Origin of the sequence: Streptomyces sp. 4N124 (assembly GCF_052245395.1) — a bacterium.
Taxonomy (GTDB): Bacteria; Actinomycetota; Actinomycetes; order Streptomycetales; family Streptomycetaceae; genus Streptomyces.
Genome location: NZ_JBQQBS010000059.1, coordinates 16,393 through 31,126 on the forward strand (window position 1 = coordinate 16,393; position 14,734 = coordinate 31,126).

Below are 14,734 nucleotides of genomic sequence, written 5' to 3' on the forward strand. Positions count from 1 at the left end.
CTCGTTCGTGCGGGGTCAGCCCTTCTGGCCGCGCTGGATTGCTTCAGCGATCCGCTTGATGCGTTGCAGCCGGGCATCCCAGGCGGCCCCGACCGACGACAACTGCGCGACCGCGCGGGCGAGTTGGGCCTCATCGACCTGGTAGACGCGCTCGCGTCCGGACGGCGTGACGTGCACCAGCCCGACCCGGTCGAGTACGCCGAGATGCTTGGCGACCGCCTGCCGCGTGACCGGCAGCTGCTCACTCAGCGTGGTTGCCGTCCCGCCGCCGTCGGTCAACAGCAGGTCGAGCATCCGCCGCCGGGTCGGGTCCCCCACCGCCGACCAGAGCTCGTCGTCGATGGTGACGCTCATGGCGTCGACACCAGCCGGGCGACGTACGAGACGAGGCGGGGCAGGAAGTGGTCCCAGCCGGTGACGTGTTCGCGGTACTGCTCCTCGAGCACGGCCGCCTCCCAGCCCTTCTCCCTGAACCCCTCCTCGGTGAAGCGCAGGAGTGTCCCCGCACCCGACGGGACCAGCTCGAACGTCACCAGGAGCGAGTCGTCCGACGTCGCGGCCTCACCCTCGTCGTACACCCACCGGAAGGAGAACCGCCGGGGCGGGTCGGCCTCCACCACGGTGATCGGTACGACCTTCGCCTCCGGCGTGGACCTGTCGCCGAACGAGATGACCCCGGTGGCGCCGGGCACCGGCTCGAGCTCTGCCTCGTCCGGCCACCACTCCCGCAGATGTTCGGGCTTGCTGATGACCTCGTAGACCACCTCGGGCGTGGCTTCGATGTGGATCGCCCGCTCGATGCTGCCGTACTCCATCGCATTCTCCCACCATCTCGCAACCTTTGGTTGCACATAACTGTAGGCCTTTCTCCCGGCATGCGCAACCTCTGGTTGCTCTTAAGGTTCGCGGATGCCTGTCGCGCCGAGCACCAGAGCCGCAACGACAGCTCGCTGGGCGCAGCTTGGCTGCCCGCCCGTATCCGGTCGAGAGCGCGCCACCCACCTGCTGCGCATGCACCGCGCTCGCTCGTCCCGGCGGCGTCCGGGCCTGCGTGTTCTCAGCTGATGTTGGTCGCCTCGGTGCCCTCACAGAACGCCAGGACCTGGTCCAGGTCGGCGTTGACCTCGATGCGACGGCCGATCGCGAGTGGGTGGACTGAGTGGTCGTTGGTGTCGATGCGGACGTAGTAATCACGCGGCAGCCGCAGGCTGGTCCGCCACCAGCCCGGCGGATCGACCGGCGGCAGGGCCGGCATGCGGGCCTTGTCCGCCTCGATCCGGTCGGCAGGGCGGGCCTGCAGGGTGCCGTGGTGCGGCCGGTCGCCGGCCACCGCCCGTCGCACCGTGGTCCGAGAGATCCCCACCTTCCGTGCGATCGCCGGGATCGGCATCCGCTCGGCCCGATGCAACCGGCGGATCTCCGCCCAGCCCTCCACGCCGACCGCCCATCCTCCCGGCCTGACCCAACGAGTCAGGCCGCCCAGGAGGGCCACACTTCATCCGGTGGAAGTGGTCTCACATTTCCCGTCGAGGTCGCGCTGGCCGCGCTGGTTCCCACGCTGCCGACCACGCCCGGATGATGGTACGAGATCAATTTATGGACAGGGTTCGTCGTCGTGCGAGCGGCGATGGGGCGGCTCGGGCCGATGAGTTCCGGGGCCTGGTGGGGTCTACCTCTGCACGAGCGAAAGCTGCACACGAGTTCTGTGAGGGGACCATGACCACCCACGCACTACCACCCGTCGTCGACGCCGCAACGTGGGAGCGCCAACTCGAGGCGCTGCGTGCCCGGGAGAAGGCTGCGACGCGTGAGCTTGACGCCATCGCCGCCGAGCGTCGTCGCCTGCCGATGGTCGAGATGCCCGACTACACCCTGGAGGGCGAGGACGGCCCCGTTCGGCTGGCGGACGTCTTCGAAGGCAAGAGGCAACTGATCGTCTACAACCACATGTGGTTCGCCGGCAAGGAATGGCAGTGCCCGGGCTGCACGGGGTTCACCTCGCAGTACACCCGCCTGGAGTTCCTGGACAACTACGATGCGCGATTCGTCATCGTCACCCAGGGCCCGATCAAAGAGGCACTCGCCTACCGGCAGCGGGTCGGCAACCAGATGACGTGGTACTCGACTGCCAACAGCTCCTTCGGGGCCGACGTCGGTGCACCGCCCGACGCGGGATTCGCGGTCAACGTGTTCCTGCGCGACGGCGACACCGTCTATCGCACCTGGCACACCAACGGCCGGGGCACGGAACAGCTCAGTCACACCTTCCCGCTGATCGACGTCCTGCCGTACGGCCGGCAGGAGGAATGGCAGGACTCGCCCGAGGGCTGGCCTCAGTCGCCCACCTACAGCCGGTGGGCGACGTCCAAAGACATCGCTGCGCTCTATGGCCCGGGCTCCGGCGGCTGAACGACCTGCATCACGGCCGGTGAGCGGGTGAACTCGGTGATGCTGCTGGTGCGCGACGGGTTGACCATCGCTCGGCGTCCCCGCAACTGCCGGGACACGTTGCTTACGCGCTGCTCGGCCGGGCCTCCTCGGGGTCTGTTCACGTAGCCACGCGAGCTCCCGGCGGGTGTAGCGCACCCGCCACCCTGTAATCGAGGCCGACGGTGTGCGGCTTCAGGCGCGTTCGGGTCGGGATGTGACCGTGGACTGGATGGACATCGCGCTTCCTCGGATGGAGTTGCTGCCCGGCGTGATCCTGGACGGTGTTATGTGACCTGCATGGGTGTCTCAGTCCCAGGGTGTCTCAGGCGGCGCACTTCCTTAGGACGAGACGCCTTCGCCGCCGATGGTTCGGAGAGCCGAAGAAGGAATAGAGCCGCGGGGCCGCCGGCGCGGCACAGATAACCTGCGCGAATGAAGCGGATTCAGCGCGCCGCTGGCACGGTCGTCGGCTCAGCGGTGGGTGACGCCCTGGGCGGCCCCTTCGAGTTCGGTCCCCCGGGAGCGTTCTCCGCGCGGTTTCCCGCGCCTGGTGCCGGCGGGGAAATGTGCGGAGGCGGTGGCTGGGACCCCGGCGAAGCCACTGACGACACGCAGATGGCCGTCCTGGTCGCGGAGTCGCTGCTGGAACGGGGCGGACTGGATCTGCCGGACATCTTCGCCCGCTTCCAGCGGTGGGCAGCATCAGAACCGAAGGACATCGGCTTGCAGACCGAAGACGTCCTGACCAACGGCATGCCCTGGGACCTCGCCGCGGCGATTCATTTCCAGGTCAACCAGCGAGCAGCGGGAAACGGCTCCTTGATGCGGGCATCGACCTCCGCGGTCCACTTCGCGGCCGCCGGCCAAGAGGCAACCATGGACGCGGCCCGCCGCATCGCTGCTCTCACCCATGGTGACCGCGCGGCCTGGGAAGGCACCGCGATCTTCCACGAGCTCATCCGCGTCACGCTCGAGGACACCGACCCCCTCACCGCACTTCCGGACATCCTGGCTCTTGTCCACCCCGACCACCGCGGCCGCTACGCCACAGTCCTCGCGCCCGACTGGCACCCCGATCAGGCGACCGAGTTCAACGGTGCCGTCTGGCCCTGCCTGGGCTCCGCCGTCTGGGCCCTACGCACCACCACCAGCTTCGAAGACGCGATACGCGCGGCGATCGACCTCGGCGGTGACACGGACACCGTCGCCGCGGTGACCGGAGGCCTCGCGGGGGCGTACTACGGGCTGGATGCAATCCCCGCCCACTGGCCCCAGCCGCTCCATGTCCCCCTCCCAGGATTCGATGGACGGGTGCTGCACCTGGCAGATCTGCTCCACCTTGCACACCGCCTCGAAACCACTCACGCCGGTGATCTGCCGACGGATAAGGGCTGTTGATGAGACAGGCGTGATAGCCCGCACAAACGGTGAGGCCGTGGTCGTCGTCGACGGGTGGATCAGCTTCGAAGCGGCACAGTCCCGAGCCTTGCCGACGCCGACGACGGCACGGCAACCGGCGGAGGTGCACCCCGCCCTGTTCGTAGCTGGAGTACGCACGGGTTCCTGAGTCGGGACCAGAGGCACGATCGGGCGAAGTCATGTCCCCAGATCCTCCGTCACGGGCAGGCACTCGGCGAGCAGGGCGACGACGTTGCGCCAGGCTCGCTGCGCGTGCTGTGGGTGGTAGCCGACGCCGGGGACCGTGGGGTGGTCGACCGGCGGATGGTGGAAGGCGTGCAAGGCGCCGCCGTAGACCGCGAGGCGCCAGTCGACGCCCGCGGCCTGCATCTCGGCGGTGAACGCGTTCCGTTGCGCGGGCGGCATGATCGGGTCTTCCGACCCGACCCCGGCCCACACCGGGCAGCGAATGCGCGCCGCCTCGCCCGGTCGGCCCGTGGTCAGTGCGTTGACTGTGCCGATCGCGCGCAGGTTGACGCCGTCGCGCCCGAGTTCCAGCCCGATGGCGCCCCCGGTGCCGTAGCCGACGGCGGCGATCCGGTCGGGGTCGGTCCGCGGTTCGGTGCGCAACACGTCGAGCGCTGCATGGCCGATGCTCCGCATCCGGTCCGGATCAGCGAGCAGTGGCATGCAACGGTCCAGCATCTCCTCGGGGTCGCTCAAATAGCGCCCGCCGTGAAGGTCGAAGGCCAGCGCTATGTATCCCAGCTCGGCGAGAGCATCGGCCCGGCGGCGCTCGACGTCGCTGAGCCCCGTGCCCTCTGGTCCGAGCAGCACCGCGGGCCGGCGGTCGACACCGGCCGGGAGCGCGAGGTGCCCGATCATCGTCAGACCGTCGGCCGGGTACTCGACCGTACGCGTCGTAATCGTCGTCATGAGGCTGGACTGTAGTGATCGTCGAGCCCGGTCCGGCGGCTGTTCTGCCGCTGGCAGAGCAGCGCGGACATCCCCCTGAAATACGGCGAGGGCTCACAAGAACCGTCACAAACCTCGTCCCTACGGCAGCCATCCATCCCGTTGCCCCTTTGACCCGTATCTCTGTCAGGCCTCTCACCGGTTTGAAGATGGGTTCTCAGGCAGTTGAGCAGGGCAGTGCTCCGAGTCCGCGCTATTGGGGGATGGTGACCAGGATTCGGCCGTGGCCACCGCCGGCGTCGACGTGGTCGTGGGCCTTGGCGATGTCGTCCAGCGGGTAACGGTCGCCGACGGCGACGGTAAGGGCGCCGACGGCGGCGGCGGAGGTGAGGTCGCGGGCGGCCTGGCGCTTGGCCTCGGCGGGGAAGTCGTCGCTGCCGAGCAGCCGCAGGGTGACGTTGTTGAATAGCAGGGGCCAGAAGGGGATCTCGGTGCGGTCCGTGCGGGTGGCGTAGGCGGCGATGACGGCGTTGTTGGCGGCGACGGCGTTGTCGAGGTCGGCGTTGTCGGACAGCGCGACCTCGATGATCCGGTCGACGCCCCGCGGCGCGTACGAGCGGATGGCCGCGGCGGGGTCGCCGGTGTCGAGGGCGAAGGCGTGGGAGACGACGGCCGGGTCGACGCGGTCGAGGTCCGCGGTTCGGCGGACGGTGGCGATCACAGTGGCGCCGGCCCAGTGGGCGAGTTGGGCGGCCAGGGAGCCGACGCCGCCGAGAACTCCGTGGACCAGGACCAGTTGGCCGTCGACCGGGCCGTCGGCGAAGACGGTGCGGTGGGCGGTGATGCCGGGGATACCGAGGCTCGCGCCCAGCTCGTCACTGAGGTGGTCGGGCAGGGGTGCGGCCTGGTGGTCGGGTACGACGGTGTACTGGGCGGCGGTGCCGAAGGGGCGGTAGGACTGGGCGCCGTATACCCAGACCCGTTGTCCGACGCGGTGGGCGTCGACTTGGGCGCCCACGGCGTCGATGACTCCGGCGGCGTCGCTGTGCGGGATCACTCGCGGGTAGGGCATGGACGAGCCGAGCCAGCCGCGCCGCTTCTTGGTGTCGCCGGGGTTGACGCCCGAGACGGTGACGCGGACGCGGACCTCGCCGGGGCCGGGGACGGGATCAGGGAGTTCGCCGACGTGCAGGACATCGGCGGCGGGGCCCTGGTCGTCGTACCAGGAAGCAAGCATGGGGGTACCTCCGTGGGCCGTCAGCTCGCGGGAGCGGCGGACGCATGTGGATCGCTGTCGGTGCATGCGGTGTCGAATGCGGGCGGCTTCTCCCCGAGGGTCTCGCGCAGCCAGGTCCGTTCGGCGCGGCTGGTGGCGCGGGCGGTGAGCAGCATGCCCCGCCGGTAGGGGTCGGCGATCTCCTCGGCACGCAGGGGCCGCTCGTTGTCGTAGAAGAAGCTCGCCGGTTCTTCCAGGAACTCCAGCCGTCTGCGCAGCACCGCGTGCCGTTCGGCCACGTCGGGCAGGTGGGAGAGGAATGCCAGGACGACGTAGAACCGGGTGAAGTCGGTGATCTCGTGGTCGGCGGGCTTGCGCAGGCGCTGAAGCATGTCGGCCCGTCCGGCCGCGGTCAGGCTGAGCACGTACCGGGCCGCCCCCGCGGCTGGGTCGGCGCGCCGCTCGATCAAGCCCGCCCTGGTCAGACGGTTGATCGCCGGATACAGGCTGCCGTCACTGACCGGCCGCGTGTAGCCGGTCAGCTGTGAGACGCGGCGGCGCAGCTCGTGTCCAGGCAGGGGTCCCTCGGCGAGGAAGCCGAGAATCGCGAGTTCCAGCATGAGTCCATCTTCGCACGCGAACATCGAATCGATGTGAACATCGTTTCGATGTTACGCTCGCAGGTACCCGCCCAAACGTCTCTGGAGAGGCACAGCAAGATGCCGTCGCAGTCCACCGAGTCAGTGATGAACCGCTTCGTCGAGTTCATCAACACGGGCAACGAGGATCTCGCCCGCGAGGTCATTTCTCCGGACGCGGTGTTCCACGCACCCAGTCACCCGGAACCACTGCGGGGGCCCGATGGGTACATGGAAGTCCTCGGGATGATGCGCGGCGGCTTCTCGGATGTGGAGTGGACGCTGGAGGAGACGGTCACCGAAGGCGACACCGTGGCCGCGCGGTTCACCATGCGGGGAACCCACGACGGTGAATTCTTCGGGATCCCGGCGAGCGGCAACAGGATCTCGGTGCAGGCCATGAACTTCTACTACCTGGCCGACGGCCGGATCGTCGGCGAACGGGGCCAGCCCGACCTCCTCGGGGTGATGCAGCAGATCGGTGCCCTGCCGGCGTCGTGAACCTCGTAGCGCCGCATGAGGTCGGTCTTCTCCTTGATCCGGCGTCTTCGCGCAGACAGCGCCCGTTGCGGTGATAGCTGCATGGGGTGTCTTGTCATCGCTGACGTGACCGGGCCGGGTGTGGGAGTGCTCGCCGCCCTGCGGGCGAATACTGCAACCCTCGAACACCGACACTCCACCAGTGCTCCCGGCACAGCACCGAGGCCGTGATCGGCGCGGTCACCGGCACACACCCGGTCCGGCTCATGCGCGTGCGCAACGACCTGATGCCCGCCGAGATCCCCCGGTTCGGCGAGCGCGGCCAGGACCGAACCGGGACGACCGCACCGCTCGGCCCATCTCGATGATCCTGGCCCTCATCGAGGGTTCCCGGCCTGCTGAACGCCGACCACCCGCCCGCTGATTCGCCGCGTCACACGGGTACGGCACTATGCGTGTCTTCGGCCGGCAGGAGCCCGGGAACGAGCCGGACGTAGGTGACCATGCCAATGACCTCGACCAGGGTCTAAGTGACCACGACCACCGCGGCGACGGCAAGTTCATCGGGCAGCGCCAGGGCGAGCGGCAGCACGACGAGGGACTTGCGGGTCGCGTCGGTGAAGACGATCGCCCGGCCTGCGGGCGCGTCCATGCGGAAGAGACGCGCAACGGCCTTCCCTGCGAATGCCATGACGAGCAGGAAGGCGACGTAGAACGGGACGACGGCGGCGACGTCGGCGAGGCTGTCGCCGAGCTTGGGGACCTGGGAGGCGACCACCACCAGCAAGGTGGCGACCATCAGCGGCACCATCGTGGTGGTCGCCGCGCCGGAGACCTTCTGCCCGGCCGGGCGGCGCGCGGCGCACGCCTGCAGGGCCCAGGCCAGGGCCAGCGGGATGGCGGTCAGGAAGGCGAACGCCTCAAGGAAGGGCCCGACCTCGACGATGTCGGCCAGCTCCGAGCCCACGAACAGATACAGGAAGACCGGCAGCAGCACGAGCAGCACCCCGAGCCGTGCGGCCTGGTCTGCGGGCAGGAACGCGAACAGCACGGCGACCACCAGCGGCACCACCACGAGGTTCACCACCAGCGCGGCGGACAGGAACCGGCCGTCACGCAGTGAGTGGACCAGCTCCGCGGCCGGGACCTGGAGGAAGGTGACGAACGGCAGCGCGCCGAGCACCGGGGTGATCGCGTGCTCCAGCCCCGGCCCTACGCCGGGCGCCGCCCAGCCGAGGAGCGCGCCGGCCGCCATCGCCGCAAGGTAGATCGCGACCTGGTGGTCTTCCATCCGCTCGACCAGGCCCTTCGGTCCCTGCTGCGGCACCTTCGCTCCTCTTTGCTCGCGCGGGCCACCGCGCAGCGGCCGTGCGTCCATCCCTCACAGGCCGCCGCACTCGGCCTGACCACGGCTGCGACTCAGCGCTGGGCCTTCGTCTCCTGGCGGGGACCGACGGTGGGCATGCCGAGGTCTGCCACCGCCGGGACGATGCGGCAGGCCGCCGTCCGGCGTCGCCGTCGCAGCAGAAGGACGCCGAGCCCGGCGGCTACGGCCAGCACCGCGAGGACGGGCACCCACAGCGCCCCGATCGCAGAGGTGACACCGATGCCGCCGAGGACAGCCAGGAGCGGGCCCGCGCAACACACGGCGCAGGCTGCGACCGCGAACGCTCCGGCGCCGAAGGCGCCCCACGGACGGGACGGACGAGGAGAAGAGGCGGTCACGCGGCCGCTCCAAACAGGTCGGCCAGCATGCCGGCGGCGCGCTCGGGCGCGCGGACATCCAGGAAAAGGGCGTCGGAGGTCAGGTGCAGGGTGAAGTCGAAGAACGCGCAGCAGCCCTGTTCCGCCGCCGCAAGGGCCGCGACCTCAGCCGCGAGACCGGCACCGGCTGGGAAGACGAGGCGGAGTCCGTCCGGGACGTCTTCGCGCCGCTCCGCCTTGCCGACCAGCGTGCGCCACTGCTCGGTCCGCTCGCCGAGCTCGGCACCGCCCAGCGTGCACGCCACCGGGGCCTGTCGCCATGCTTCAGAATCCTGCTCGGGCGCCATGCGGGTGGGTGACAGCGCCACCTGGACCGGCCCGGGAGCCGTAGTCGTCGTCGTGGTGGTGCAGCCGCAGTCCGGCCCGCAGGAACCGACCGGGGCGGGGCCAGACAGGTCGGCGTGGACGCTGGCGAGACGGTCGGAGAACGCCCGCAGCTCAGCGATCCGGCCATCGGTGTCCGTGATCCGGTCGGCGACGAGGGGCAGCATCCGGGCCCGCACCGAGGCGCACACGCCTTCCTCGCGCACCTCCGGGAGCTCGCGGATCTCCTCCAGCGCCAGACCCAACAGCTTGGCCGAGGAGATGAACGCGAGCCGCTCCACCGCTTCCTCGCCGTAAAGCCGGTACCCGGACGGCGTGCGCTCGGCGGGCAGCAGACCAGCGTCCTCGTAGAAGCGCAGCGTCGTGGCCGGTACGCCGGAGCGCTCGGCCAGCTGCGAGATGCGGTAGGTCGTCACACCACCGACGCTAAACCTTCGATCCGACTCGAAGGTCAAGCGTCCCGTGTTGGTTCCAGCGGGGGATCCGGTGTGCGGGGCCCTGCGCGGGCCGGGCGGGTGTCCGCGCTCAGTTGTGACGGGCGAGCTTGACCGCGGAGGCGAGCAGGATCACAGCCAGTACGGGGATCAGGACCACGTCTGGGAAGACGTCGAGGAGCAGGCCGCCCAGCACGGCGCCGCCCACGGAGCCCGCAGCCATGATCACGGTGAAACGAACGCTCGCGCCGAGGACGGCGAAGCTGCCGTCACGGCTGTAGCGGGCGAAGGCAACGAGCATGGTCGGCAGCGACACCAGCAGGGAAAGACTTCCGGCGGTCTTGATGCCCTCTCCGAAGAGCAGCACGATCGTCGGGATCAGAAGCTCGCCGCCGGCCACGCCCATGATCGCCGCGACCACCCCGATGCCGAAGCCGGCCACGACCCCGCAGGGCACCTGTGCCCACAGTGGCAGGTCGAGGGTGCCCAGGGTCGTGGTGTGCGTGACCAGCAGCGCGGCCGCCATCAGCACCATCAAGGCAGCCAGCACCTTGTACAGGGACGCCGAGCGCATGCGCACCGCCCAGGATGCTCCGGCCCAGGCGCCGAGCAGGCTGCCAGCCAGCAGGTTAATCGCGACCGGCCAGCGCGCGGCCACCTCGGCGGCCGGGACCGCCGCCAGCCGGGCCGGTAGCGCGACCAAGACGACGACCAGGCTCATCGCCTTGTTCAGGATGACGGCCGACAGCGCGGCGAACCCGAACAGCCCCATCAGCAGCGGGAGGCGGAACTCCGCACCGCCCAGCCCGATCATCCCGCCCAGAACCCCGATCGCGGCCCCGGCGCCGAACACCACGAGAGGTGAATGGCTTGAGCGGAGGGGAGCGAGGTTCTGGTCCGTAGTCACGCCGGGCATCTTCGCTGGTTACACCCCGAGCCTGCTACAGCCCAGCCCCACCTTCAGGCGAGGGACCCAGGCTCTCCCTCAAGATTCGTTCGGACCCCCGACTATCCCGCGCCCGATCCGGCGCACACGGCCTGCCCGGCCCGAACCCACTCACCCAACACCGGAAACGCCAGCCAGGTGGACGGGTTCCCCGCCAGGCCGCTCCCAGATTCCGCGAACCGGCGCGCTTCCGTGTGGGACGTGCTTGCCCTGCCGTCGGGGGATGTTCGCGGGCGGCCGTACGTCGAGCAGCGCGCGATGATGCTCGGTGTGCTCGCCGGGCTGCCGCTGCCGTCGCGGATTCAGGCAGTGTCGGCGACGGACGAGCCGTCGGTGGCGCAGGCTTGGTACGACTCGCTTCAGGACACGGGCGTCGAGGGCGTTGTCGCGAAGCTCGGCGGATCGCCGTAACGGCCGGAGCGCTCCTCGTCGTAGAAGAAGGTCCGGCACGCGGAGACGGATGACGCGAAGGTCGTCGGCTTCACAGGGTCGGTGGCGCGGCCGCCGAGCGGACTCAAGAACAGTCGACCGACGTCGCCTGGGGGGAAATTGCGCGACTTTCCAGACCGGGAGCCTCCGCGCAATCCCCGAGGGTTGACCCCACTGGCCTGCGGGACACTCGGTACGCCTCAGGGTACGAGCAAGAGGCCAGCAGAGCATTCAGGCGACGGTTTGGGGCTGGTCGGCGCTGGCAAGCGGTGCTACCGCGAGCACAGCCGCCAGCGCCACGAACAAGTGGGCGTTCTGGCGCGGTTGTCGGAGCCCGCTGGAGTGCTCCAGGAAATGACCGTCCAGCGGTCGCTCTCTGCGCGGCATCGCTGTAGTCCTCCTCGTTTCCCCGATGTCGCAGCCTGCCGGGCATCGCCATTTTTTCGGGAGTTGTTCGCCGAGCGGTGATCACGTCAACCCGGTCAGCTTGCTGCGGACCTGCGCGGCGTCGGGGTGGCCGAGATCGTCGAGGATGGCCAGGGCGCGCTGCCAGGTGTCGCGGGCGGTAGCAGTTTCGCCGGCGGCGTGGTGGGTGTCGCCGAGGTGGGTGAGGGTTTCGGCTTCGCCGAAGCGTTCGCCGAGGTCCTGGTAGAGCTCCAGGGCCTGGTGGTAGCAGTCGGCGGCCTGGTGATGCTGGCCGAGTTGGTGGTGGGCGTAGCCGTAGGTGTCCCAGGTGGCGGCCTTGACCATGCCGTCGGTGGTGGTCTTGAGCAGGTCCAGGGCCTGTTGGCAGTAGGCGAGGGCCATGCGGTCGCGGAGTGTGGCGTGGTACCAGCCGAGGTTGTTGAGGACCTTGGCCTGCCCGGCCGGGTGGCCGGCGGCCCTGAAGTCCTCAAGTGCCTGGATGAGGTGGTGTTCGGTGTCGTAGCGGTTCTCCTGGCCGTACGCCATGGCGATTGTGGTGCGCGTGTGGCCCTGTCCGACCCGATCGTCGATGCGGCCGAAGAGATCGAGAGCCTGGTCGAGGTGGCGGTGGGCGTCGTCGAAGTGGAGCAGCCGGATGTGCGCGAGGGCGAGGCCGAGGTGGGTGTGGGCCTGCCCGCCCTTGTCGGGCAGCCGTCGTGCAGCGTGCAGGCCGGTGCGCTGGCTGGTTCGGAGGTCGTGCCAGTGGCCTCGCCGCTGGAGGTAGGTGGCCAGGGCCCGGGCCAACTGCCAGGCGTGGGTGTCCCGTTCGGCGTCGGCGGCCTGGCGCAGGACTGCGAGCAGGACGGGGTGCTCGGCGCTGAACCAGGCGAGTGCTTGTGCGTGGTCGATGATCTGCTCGGGGCGCACCCCGGGGCCGGGCCGGGCCAGGGTGATGAGGGCGCGGTACGGGTCGAGCAGGTGGTCGGCGGCGTGGGCGGTGGACAGGTAGTGGTCGAGCATGCGGTGCACGGCCGGCCGTTGCTCGGTCGCCGGGTCGAGGGTGTGGGCCTGTTCGGTGGCGTAGGCACGCAGCAGGTCGTGGAGGGTGTAGCGGCGGGGGACGTGTTCGGTGATCAGGTGCGCGCGGGCCAGTTCGGCCAGCTGGGTCTGGACCTGGTGAGGGGTGAGGCCGGTGAGGCTGGCGGCGGCCGGGGCGGAGATGTCGGGGCCGGGGTGCAGGCCCAGCAGGGCGAACAGCCGGGCCGCACCGGGAGTGAGAGCGTGGTGGGACCAGGAGAACACCGTGCGCGCATCCGTCATCGGGTCGTCGCCGTCGCCGGTGAATGCCGTCAGGCTGCCGTGGGCGGCGCGCAGGTCGTCGGCCAGCCGGCCGAGGGGCTGGGAGGGGCGCATGGCGGCGCGGGCGGTGGCGATGGCCAGGGCCAGCGGGAGCCGGGCGCACCGGGTGATGATCTCCTGCACCGCGTCCGGTTCGGCCGCCACCCGTTCTTCCCCGAGGCGGTGGGCCAGCAGGTCGCGGGCCTCGGCCGGGGAGAGCAGGTCCAGGGCGAGGGGGTGGGCGCCCTCGGCAGCGACCAGGCCCGCGAGCCGGTTGCGGCTGGTCACCACGGCCAGACAGCCCGGGGAGCCGGGCAGCAGCGGGCGGACCTGGTCGGCATCGCGGGCGTTGTCCAGCACCACCAGCACCCGCCGCCCGGCCAGCAGGCTCCGGTACAAGCCCACCCGCGCCTGAAGATCCACCGGGACCTGCTGGGCCGGCACGCCCAGCGCGTCCAGGAAGCCCCGCACCGCCTGATCGTGCGTCACCACAGTCCCGGACGGGTCGAAGCCGCGCAGGTTCACATACAGCTGGCCGTCCGGGAAACGGTCTGCCACCCGGTGGGCCCAGTGCACCGCCAGCGCCGTCTTGCCCACCCCCGCCGTCCCCGACACCGCCGAGACCACCACCGCAGCCGGCCGCTCCACCACGGTGGCCAGAATCCCGTCCAGCCGGGCCCGCTCCTCCACCCGGCCGGTGAACCCTCGTGCCTCCAACGGCAACTGCGCCGGAACTGCCCGACCGGGACCGGTCTCCCCGGGAGGCGGCAGCGGGCCGCGGGCCACGGGCCGGGCCGACTCTCCGCGCAGCAACGCCTGATGCACGTGCTGCACCTCGACGCCCGGTTCCGTGCCCAGTTCCTCGGCCAGCCGCTTGTACAAAGCGGTGTAGCAGGCCAGTGCCTCGGCCTGCCGTCCGCACCCGAACAGGGCCAGCATCAGTTGCCCCGCCACCCGCTCATCCAGCGGATACGTCTCCGCCCGCGATGAGCATTCGGCCAGCACCCGCGCGTGCTGCCCCAGCCGCAGCCGCACGTCCACCAGATCGATCTGGGCAGCCAGCCGTTCTGTCTCCACAACGTCGCGCTGAGTGTTGAACCATGGGGTATCCGCCCCGGCGAACGCCTCCCCCCGCCACAGCCCCAGCGCCTCCTCCCACAACGCCACCGCACGCTCATCCGCACCTACCGACCGGGCCCGAGCCACCAGGTCACGGAACCGGTGCAGGTCCACCGCCTCCATTCCCACCGCGAGCCGGTAACCGCCCTGCTCCCGCACGAGGTCCGGTCCCCAGGGCGTCAGCGCCTGCCGGAGCCGCGACACATACGCATACAGCGTCTCTCGGCCCCGCCGCGGAACACGTTCCCCCCACACCCGCTCCTCGAGCGCACTCGCCGACACCACGTGGCCTGCGTCGACGAGCAGGGCCGCCAACACCCGCCGCTGCCGGGCGTGCCCCACATCGACTACGGCATCACCCCGCCACGCTTCAACGATGCCCAGAACCCCGAACTGCACCGTCATCCGCCCCCGTGGTCGTGATCACATCACTCCGGTCTATCGCCGCAGACCAGGGGTTCCAAGCCCGATTCAAGACTTTCCCCAGGTTTCCCCATGGCCGCCGCAGCACAGTGGCACACACCACGGCCCGTCCGCCCCGGCCAACAAACCGCCGCCACGGGCTTCCAGCACGAGCCGAGCCGACCCGCGCGGATCAGCGGGTACGACCACGAAGGGAAAACATCCATGGAAAACCCCGTACGGCGCTGCCTGGCGGCCGGCCTCCGCCCCATCACGCGGCGCACTCTCGCCACGGCCGCCGCGTCCGTCGGCATTGTCCTCGCCGGCCTCATCGCTTCACCGACAGCGTCTGCCACCCCTCAAACCGCGGCTAGCGGCAGCGGTGATGTGGGAGTGCAGGCCTATTGCACTTCGTCCCGCCCTGTATCCGGTTCCGTGCCATGGGGTTCATTCGGCGGTAGCCAGGCAACCGCATGTGCCAAATGCGACGATTCGG

14 protein-coding genes and 3 pseudogenes are annotated in these 14,734 nt (G+C 70.1%); 4 read left to right on the forward strand and 13 right to left on the reverse strand.

Annotated elements, in window-relative coordinates:
* Positions 1–15: 15 nt before the first annotated feature.
* The 4 genes and pseudogenes from ACTWQO_RS39215 to ACTWQO_RS39230 form a co-directional block, all read right to left on the reverse strand.
* Entirely contained in the window at positions 16–354 is a 339-nt protein-coding gene (locus ACTWQO_RS39215; protein WP_210570713.1) for an ArsR/SmtB family transcription factor, read from the reverse strand.
* The gene (locus ACTWQO_RS39220) at positions 351–815 is read right to left on the reverse strand and encodes an SRPBCC family protein (RefSeq protein ID WP_443242160.1); all 465 of its coding nucleotides are present in this window, start codon (positions 813–815) and stop codon (positions 351–353) included. The genes ACTWQO_RS39215 and ACTWQO_RS39220 overlap by 4 nt, the downstream gene beginning before the upstream one ends.
* Before the next feature lie 266 nt (positions 816–1,081).
* A pseudogene (locus tag ACTWQO_RS39225) lies at positions 1,082–1,300 on the reverse strand (Mu transposase domain-containing protein); the annotation flags it as partial.
* 45 nt (positions 1,301–1,345) lie between these two features.
* A pseudogene (locus ACTWQO_RS39230) lies at positions 1,346–1,492 on the reverse strand (hypothetical protein); the annotation flags it as partial.
* Positions 1,493–1,716: 224 nt separating this feature from the next.
* Here ACTWQO_RS39230 and ACTWQO_RS39235 point away from each other — a divergent pair.
* Both ACTWQO_RS39235 and ACTWQO_RS39240 read left to right on the forward strand, forming a co-directional pair.
* On the forward strand, positions 1,717–2,409 hold the full coding sequence (locus ACTWQO_RS39235; protein WP_443242161.1) for a DUF899 domain-containing protein: 693 nt from the start codon (positions 1,717–1,719) through the stop codon (positions 2,407–2,409).
* A 453-nt stretch (positions 2,410–2,862) separates the two neighbouring features.
* On the forward strand, positions 2,863–3,828 hold the full coding sequence (locus ACTWQO_RS39240) for an ADP-ribosylglycohydrolase family protein (protein WP_443242162.1): 966 nt from the start codon (positions 2,863–2,865) through the stop codon (positions 3,826–3,828).
* A 198-nt stretch (positions 3,829–4,026) separates the two neighbouring features.
* On the opposite strand, the gene ACTWQO_RS39245 is transcribed toward ACTWQO_RS39240, so the two are convergent.
* From ACTWQO_RS39245 to ACTWQO_RS39255, 3 genes are all read right to left on the reverse strand, one after another.
* Positions 4,027–4,764, reverse strand: coding sequence for a dienelactone hydrolase family protein (locus tag ACTWQO_RS39245; RefSeq protein WP_443242163.1), 738 nt, complete (start codon positions 4,762–4,764; stop codon positions 4,027–4,029).
* A 232-nt stretch (positions 4,765–4,996) separates the two neighbouring features.
* On the reverse strand, positions 4,997–5,980 hold the full coding sequence (locus tag ACTWQO_RS39250) for an NADPH:quinone reductase (RefSeq protein ID WP_443242164.1): 984 nt from the start codon (positions 5,978–5,980) through the stop codon (positions 4,997–4,999).
* A 20-nt stretch (positions 5,981–6,000) separates the two neighbouring features.
* A complete protein-coding gene (locus ACTWQO_RS39255; RefSeq protein ID WP_443242165.1) occupies positions 6,001–6,579 on the reverse strand; it encodes a PadR family transcriptional regulator in 579 nt (192 codons plus the stop codon).
* A 126-nt stretch (positions 6,580–6,705) separates the two neighbouring features.
* Between ACTWQO_RS39255 and ACTWQO_RS39260 the strand changes: the two genes are divergently transcribed.
* Positions 6,706–7,098 carry an ester cyclase gene (locus ACTWQO_RS39260; protein ID WP_443242166.1) on the forward strand — a complete coding sequence of 131 codons (393 nt, stop codon included), beginning with the start codon at positions 6,706–6,708 and terminating at the stop codon, positions 7,096–7,098.
* 412 nt (positions 7,099–7,510) lie between these two features.
* On the opposite strand, the pseudogene ACTWQO_RS39265 reads toward ACTWQO_RS39260, so the two are convergent.
* The 4 genes and pseudogenes from ACTWQO_RS39265 to ACTWQO_RS39280 form a co-directional block, all read right to left on the reverse strand.
* Positions 7,511–8,368 (reverse strand): annotated as a pseudogene (locus ACTWQO_RS39265) (arsenic resistance protein).
* A gap of 128 nt (positions 8,369–8,496) precedes the next feature.
* Entirely contained in the window at positions 8,497–8,802 is a 306-nt protein-coding gene (locus tag ACTWQO_RS39270; RefSeq protein ID WP_443242167.1) for a hypothetical protein, read from the reverse strand.
* Positions 8,799–9,581, reverse strand: a complete 783-nt coding sequence (locus ACTWQO_RS39275) for a heavy metal-responsive transcriptional regulator (protein WP_443242168.1) — start codon at positions 9,579–9,581, stop codon at positions 8,799–8,801. The genes ACTWQO_RS39270 and ACTWQO_RS39275 overlap by 4 nt, the downstream gene beginning before the upstream one ends.
* Positions 9,582–9,690: 109 nt before the next feature.
* Positions 9,691–10,506 carry a sulfite exporter TauE/SafE family protein gene (locus tag ACTWQO_RS39280; protein WP_443242169.1) on the reverse strand — a complete coding sequence of 272 codons (816 nt, stop codon included), beginning with the start codon at positions 10,504–10,506 and terminating at the stop codon, positions 9,691–9,693.
* 240 nt (positions 10,507–10,746) lie between these two features.
* Between ACTWQO_RS39280 and ACTWQO_RS39285 the strand changes: the two genes are divergently transcribed.
* Positions 10,747–10,956, forward strand: coding sequence for a hypothetical protein (locus tag ACTWQO_RS39285; protein ID WP_443242170.1), 210 nt, complete (start codon positions 10,747–10,749; stop codon positions 10,954–10,956).
* A 249-nt stretch (positions 10,957–11,205) separates the two neighbouring features.
* Here ACTWQO_RS39285 and ACTWQO_RS39290 read toward each other — a convergent pair whose 3' ends face one another.
* Both ACTWQO_RS39290 and ACTWQO_RS39295 read right to left on the reverse strand, forming a co-directional pair.
* Positions 11,206–11,361, reverse strand: coding sequence for a hypothetical protein (locus tag ACTWQO_RS39290; protein WP_443242171.1), 156 nt, complete (start codon positions 11,359–11,361; stop codon positions 11,206–11,208).
* 81 nt (positions 11,362–11,442) lie between these two features.
* On the reverse strand, positions 11,443–14,241 hold the full coding sequence (locus ACTWQO_RS39295) for an AfsR/SARP family transcriptional regulator (protein WP_443242172.1): 2,799 nt from the start codon (positions 14,239–14,241) through the stop codon (positions 11,443–11,445).
* Between the last annotated feature and the right edge of the window lie 493 nt (positions 14,242–14,734).

What these genes read in the sequence shown, in the direction of transcription:
- ACTWQO_RS39245 (WP_443242163.1), bottom strand. Translation starts at nt 4,764, where the DNA reads ATGACGACGATTACGACGCGTACGGTCGAGTACCCGGCCGACGGTCTG.
- ACTWQO_RS39290 (WP_443242171.1), bottom strand. Translation starts at nt 11,361, where the DNA reads ATGCCGCGCAGAGAGCGACCGCTGGACGGTCATTTCCTGGAGCACTCC.
- ACTWQO_RS39250 (WP_443242164.1), bottom strand. Translation starts at nt 5,980, where the DNA reads ATGCTTGCTTCCTGGTACGACGACCAGGGCCCCGCCGCCGATGTCCTG.
- ACTWQO_RS39235 (WP_443242161.1), top strand. Translation starts at nt 1,717, where the DNA reads ATGACCACCCACGCACTACCACCCGTCGTCGACGCCGCAACGTGGGAG.
- ACTWQO_RS39240 (WP_443242162.1), top strand. Translation starts at nt 2,863, where the DNA reads ATGAAGCGGATTCAGCGCGCCGCTGGCACGGTCGTCGGCTCAGCGGTG.
- ACTWQO_RS39255 (WP_443242165.1), bottom strand. Translation starts at nt 6,579, where the DNA reads ATGCTGGAACTCGCGATTCTCGGCTTCCTCGCCGAGGGACCCCTGCCT.
- ACTWQO_RS39295 (WP_443242172.1), bottom strand. Translation starts at nt 14,241, where the DNA reads ATGACGGTGCAGTTCGGGGTTCTGGGCATCGTTGAAGCGTGGCGGGGT.
- ACTWQO_RS39260 (WP_443242166.1), top strand. Translation starts at nt 6,706, where the DNA reads ATGAACCGCTTCGTCGAGTTCATCAACACGGGCAACGAGGATCTCGCC.
- ACTWQO_RS39220 (WP_443242160.1), bottom strand. Translation starts at nt 815, where the DNA reads ATGGAGTACGGCAGCATCGAGCGGGCGATCCACATCGAAGCCACGCCC.
- ACTWQO_RS39215 (WP_210570713.1), bottom strand. Translation starts at nt 354, where the DNA reads ATGAGCGTCACCATCGACGACGAGCTCTGGTCGGCGGTGGGGGACCCG.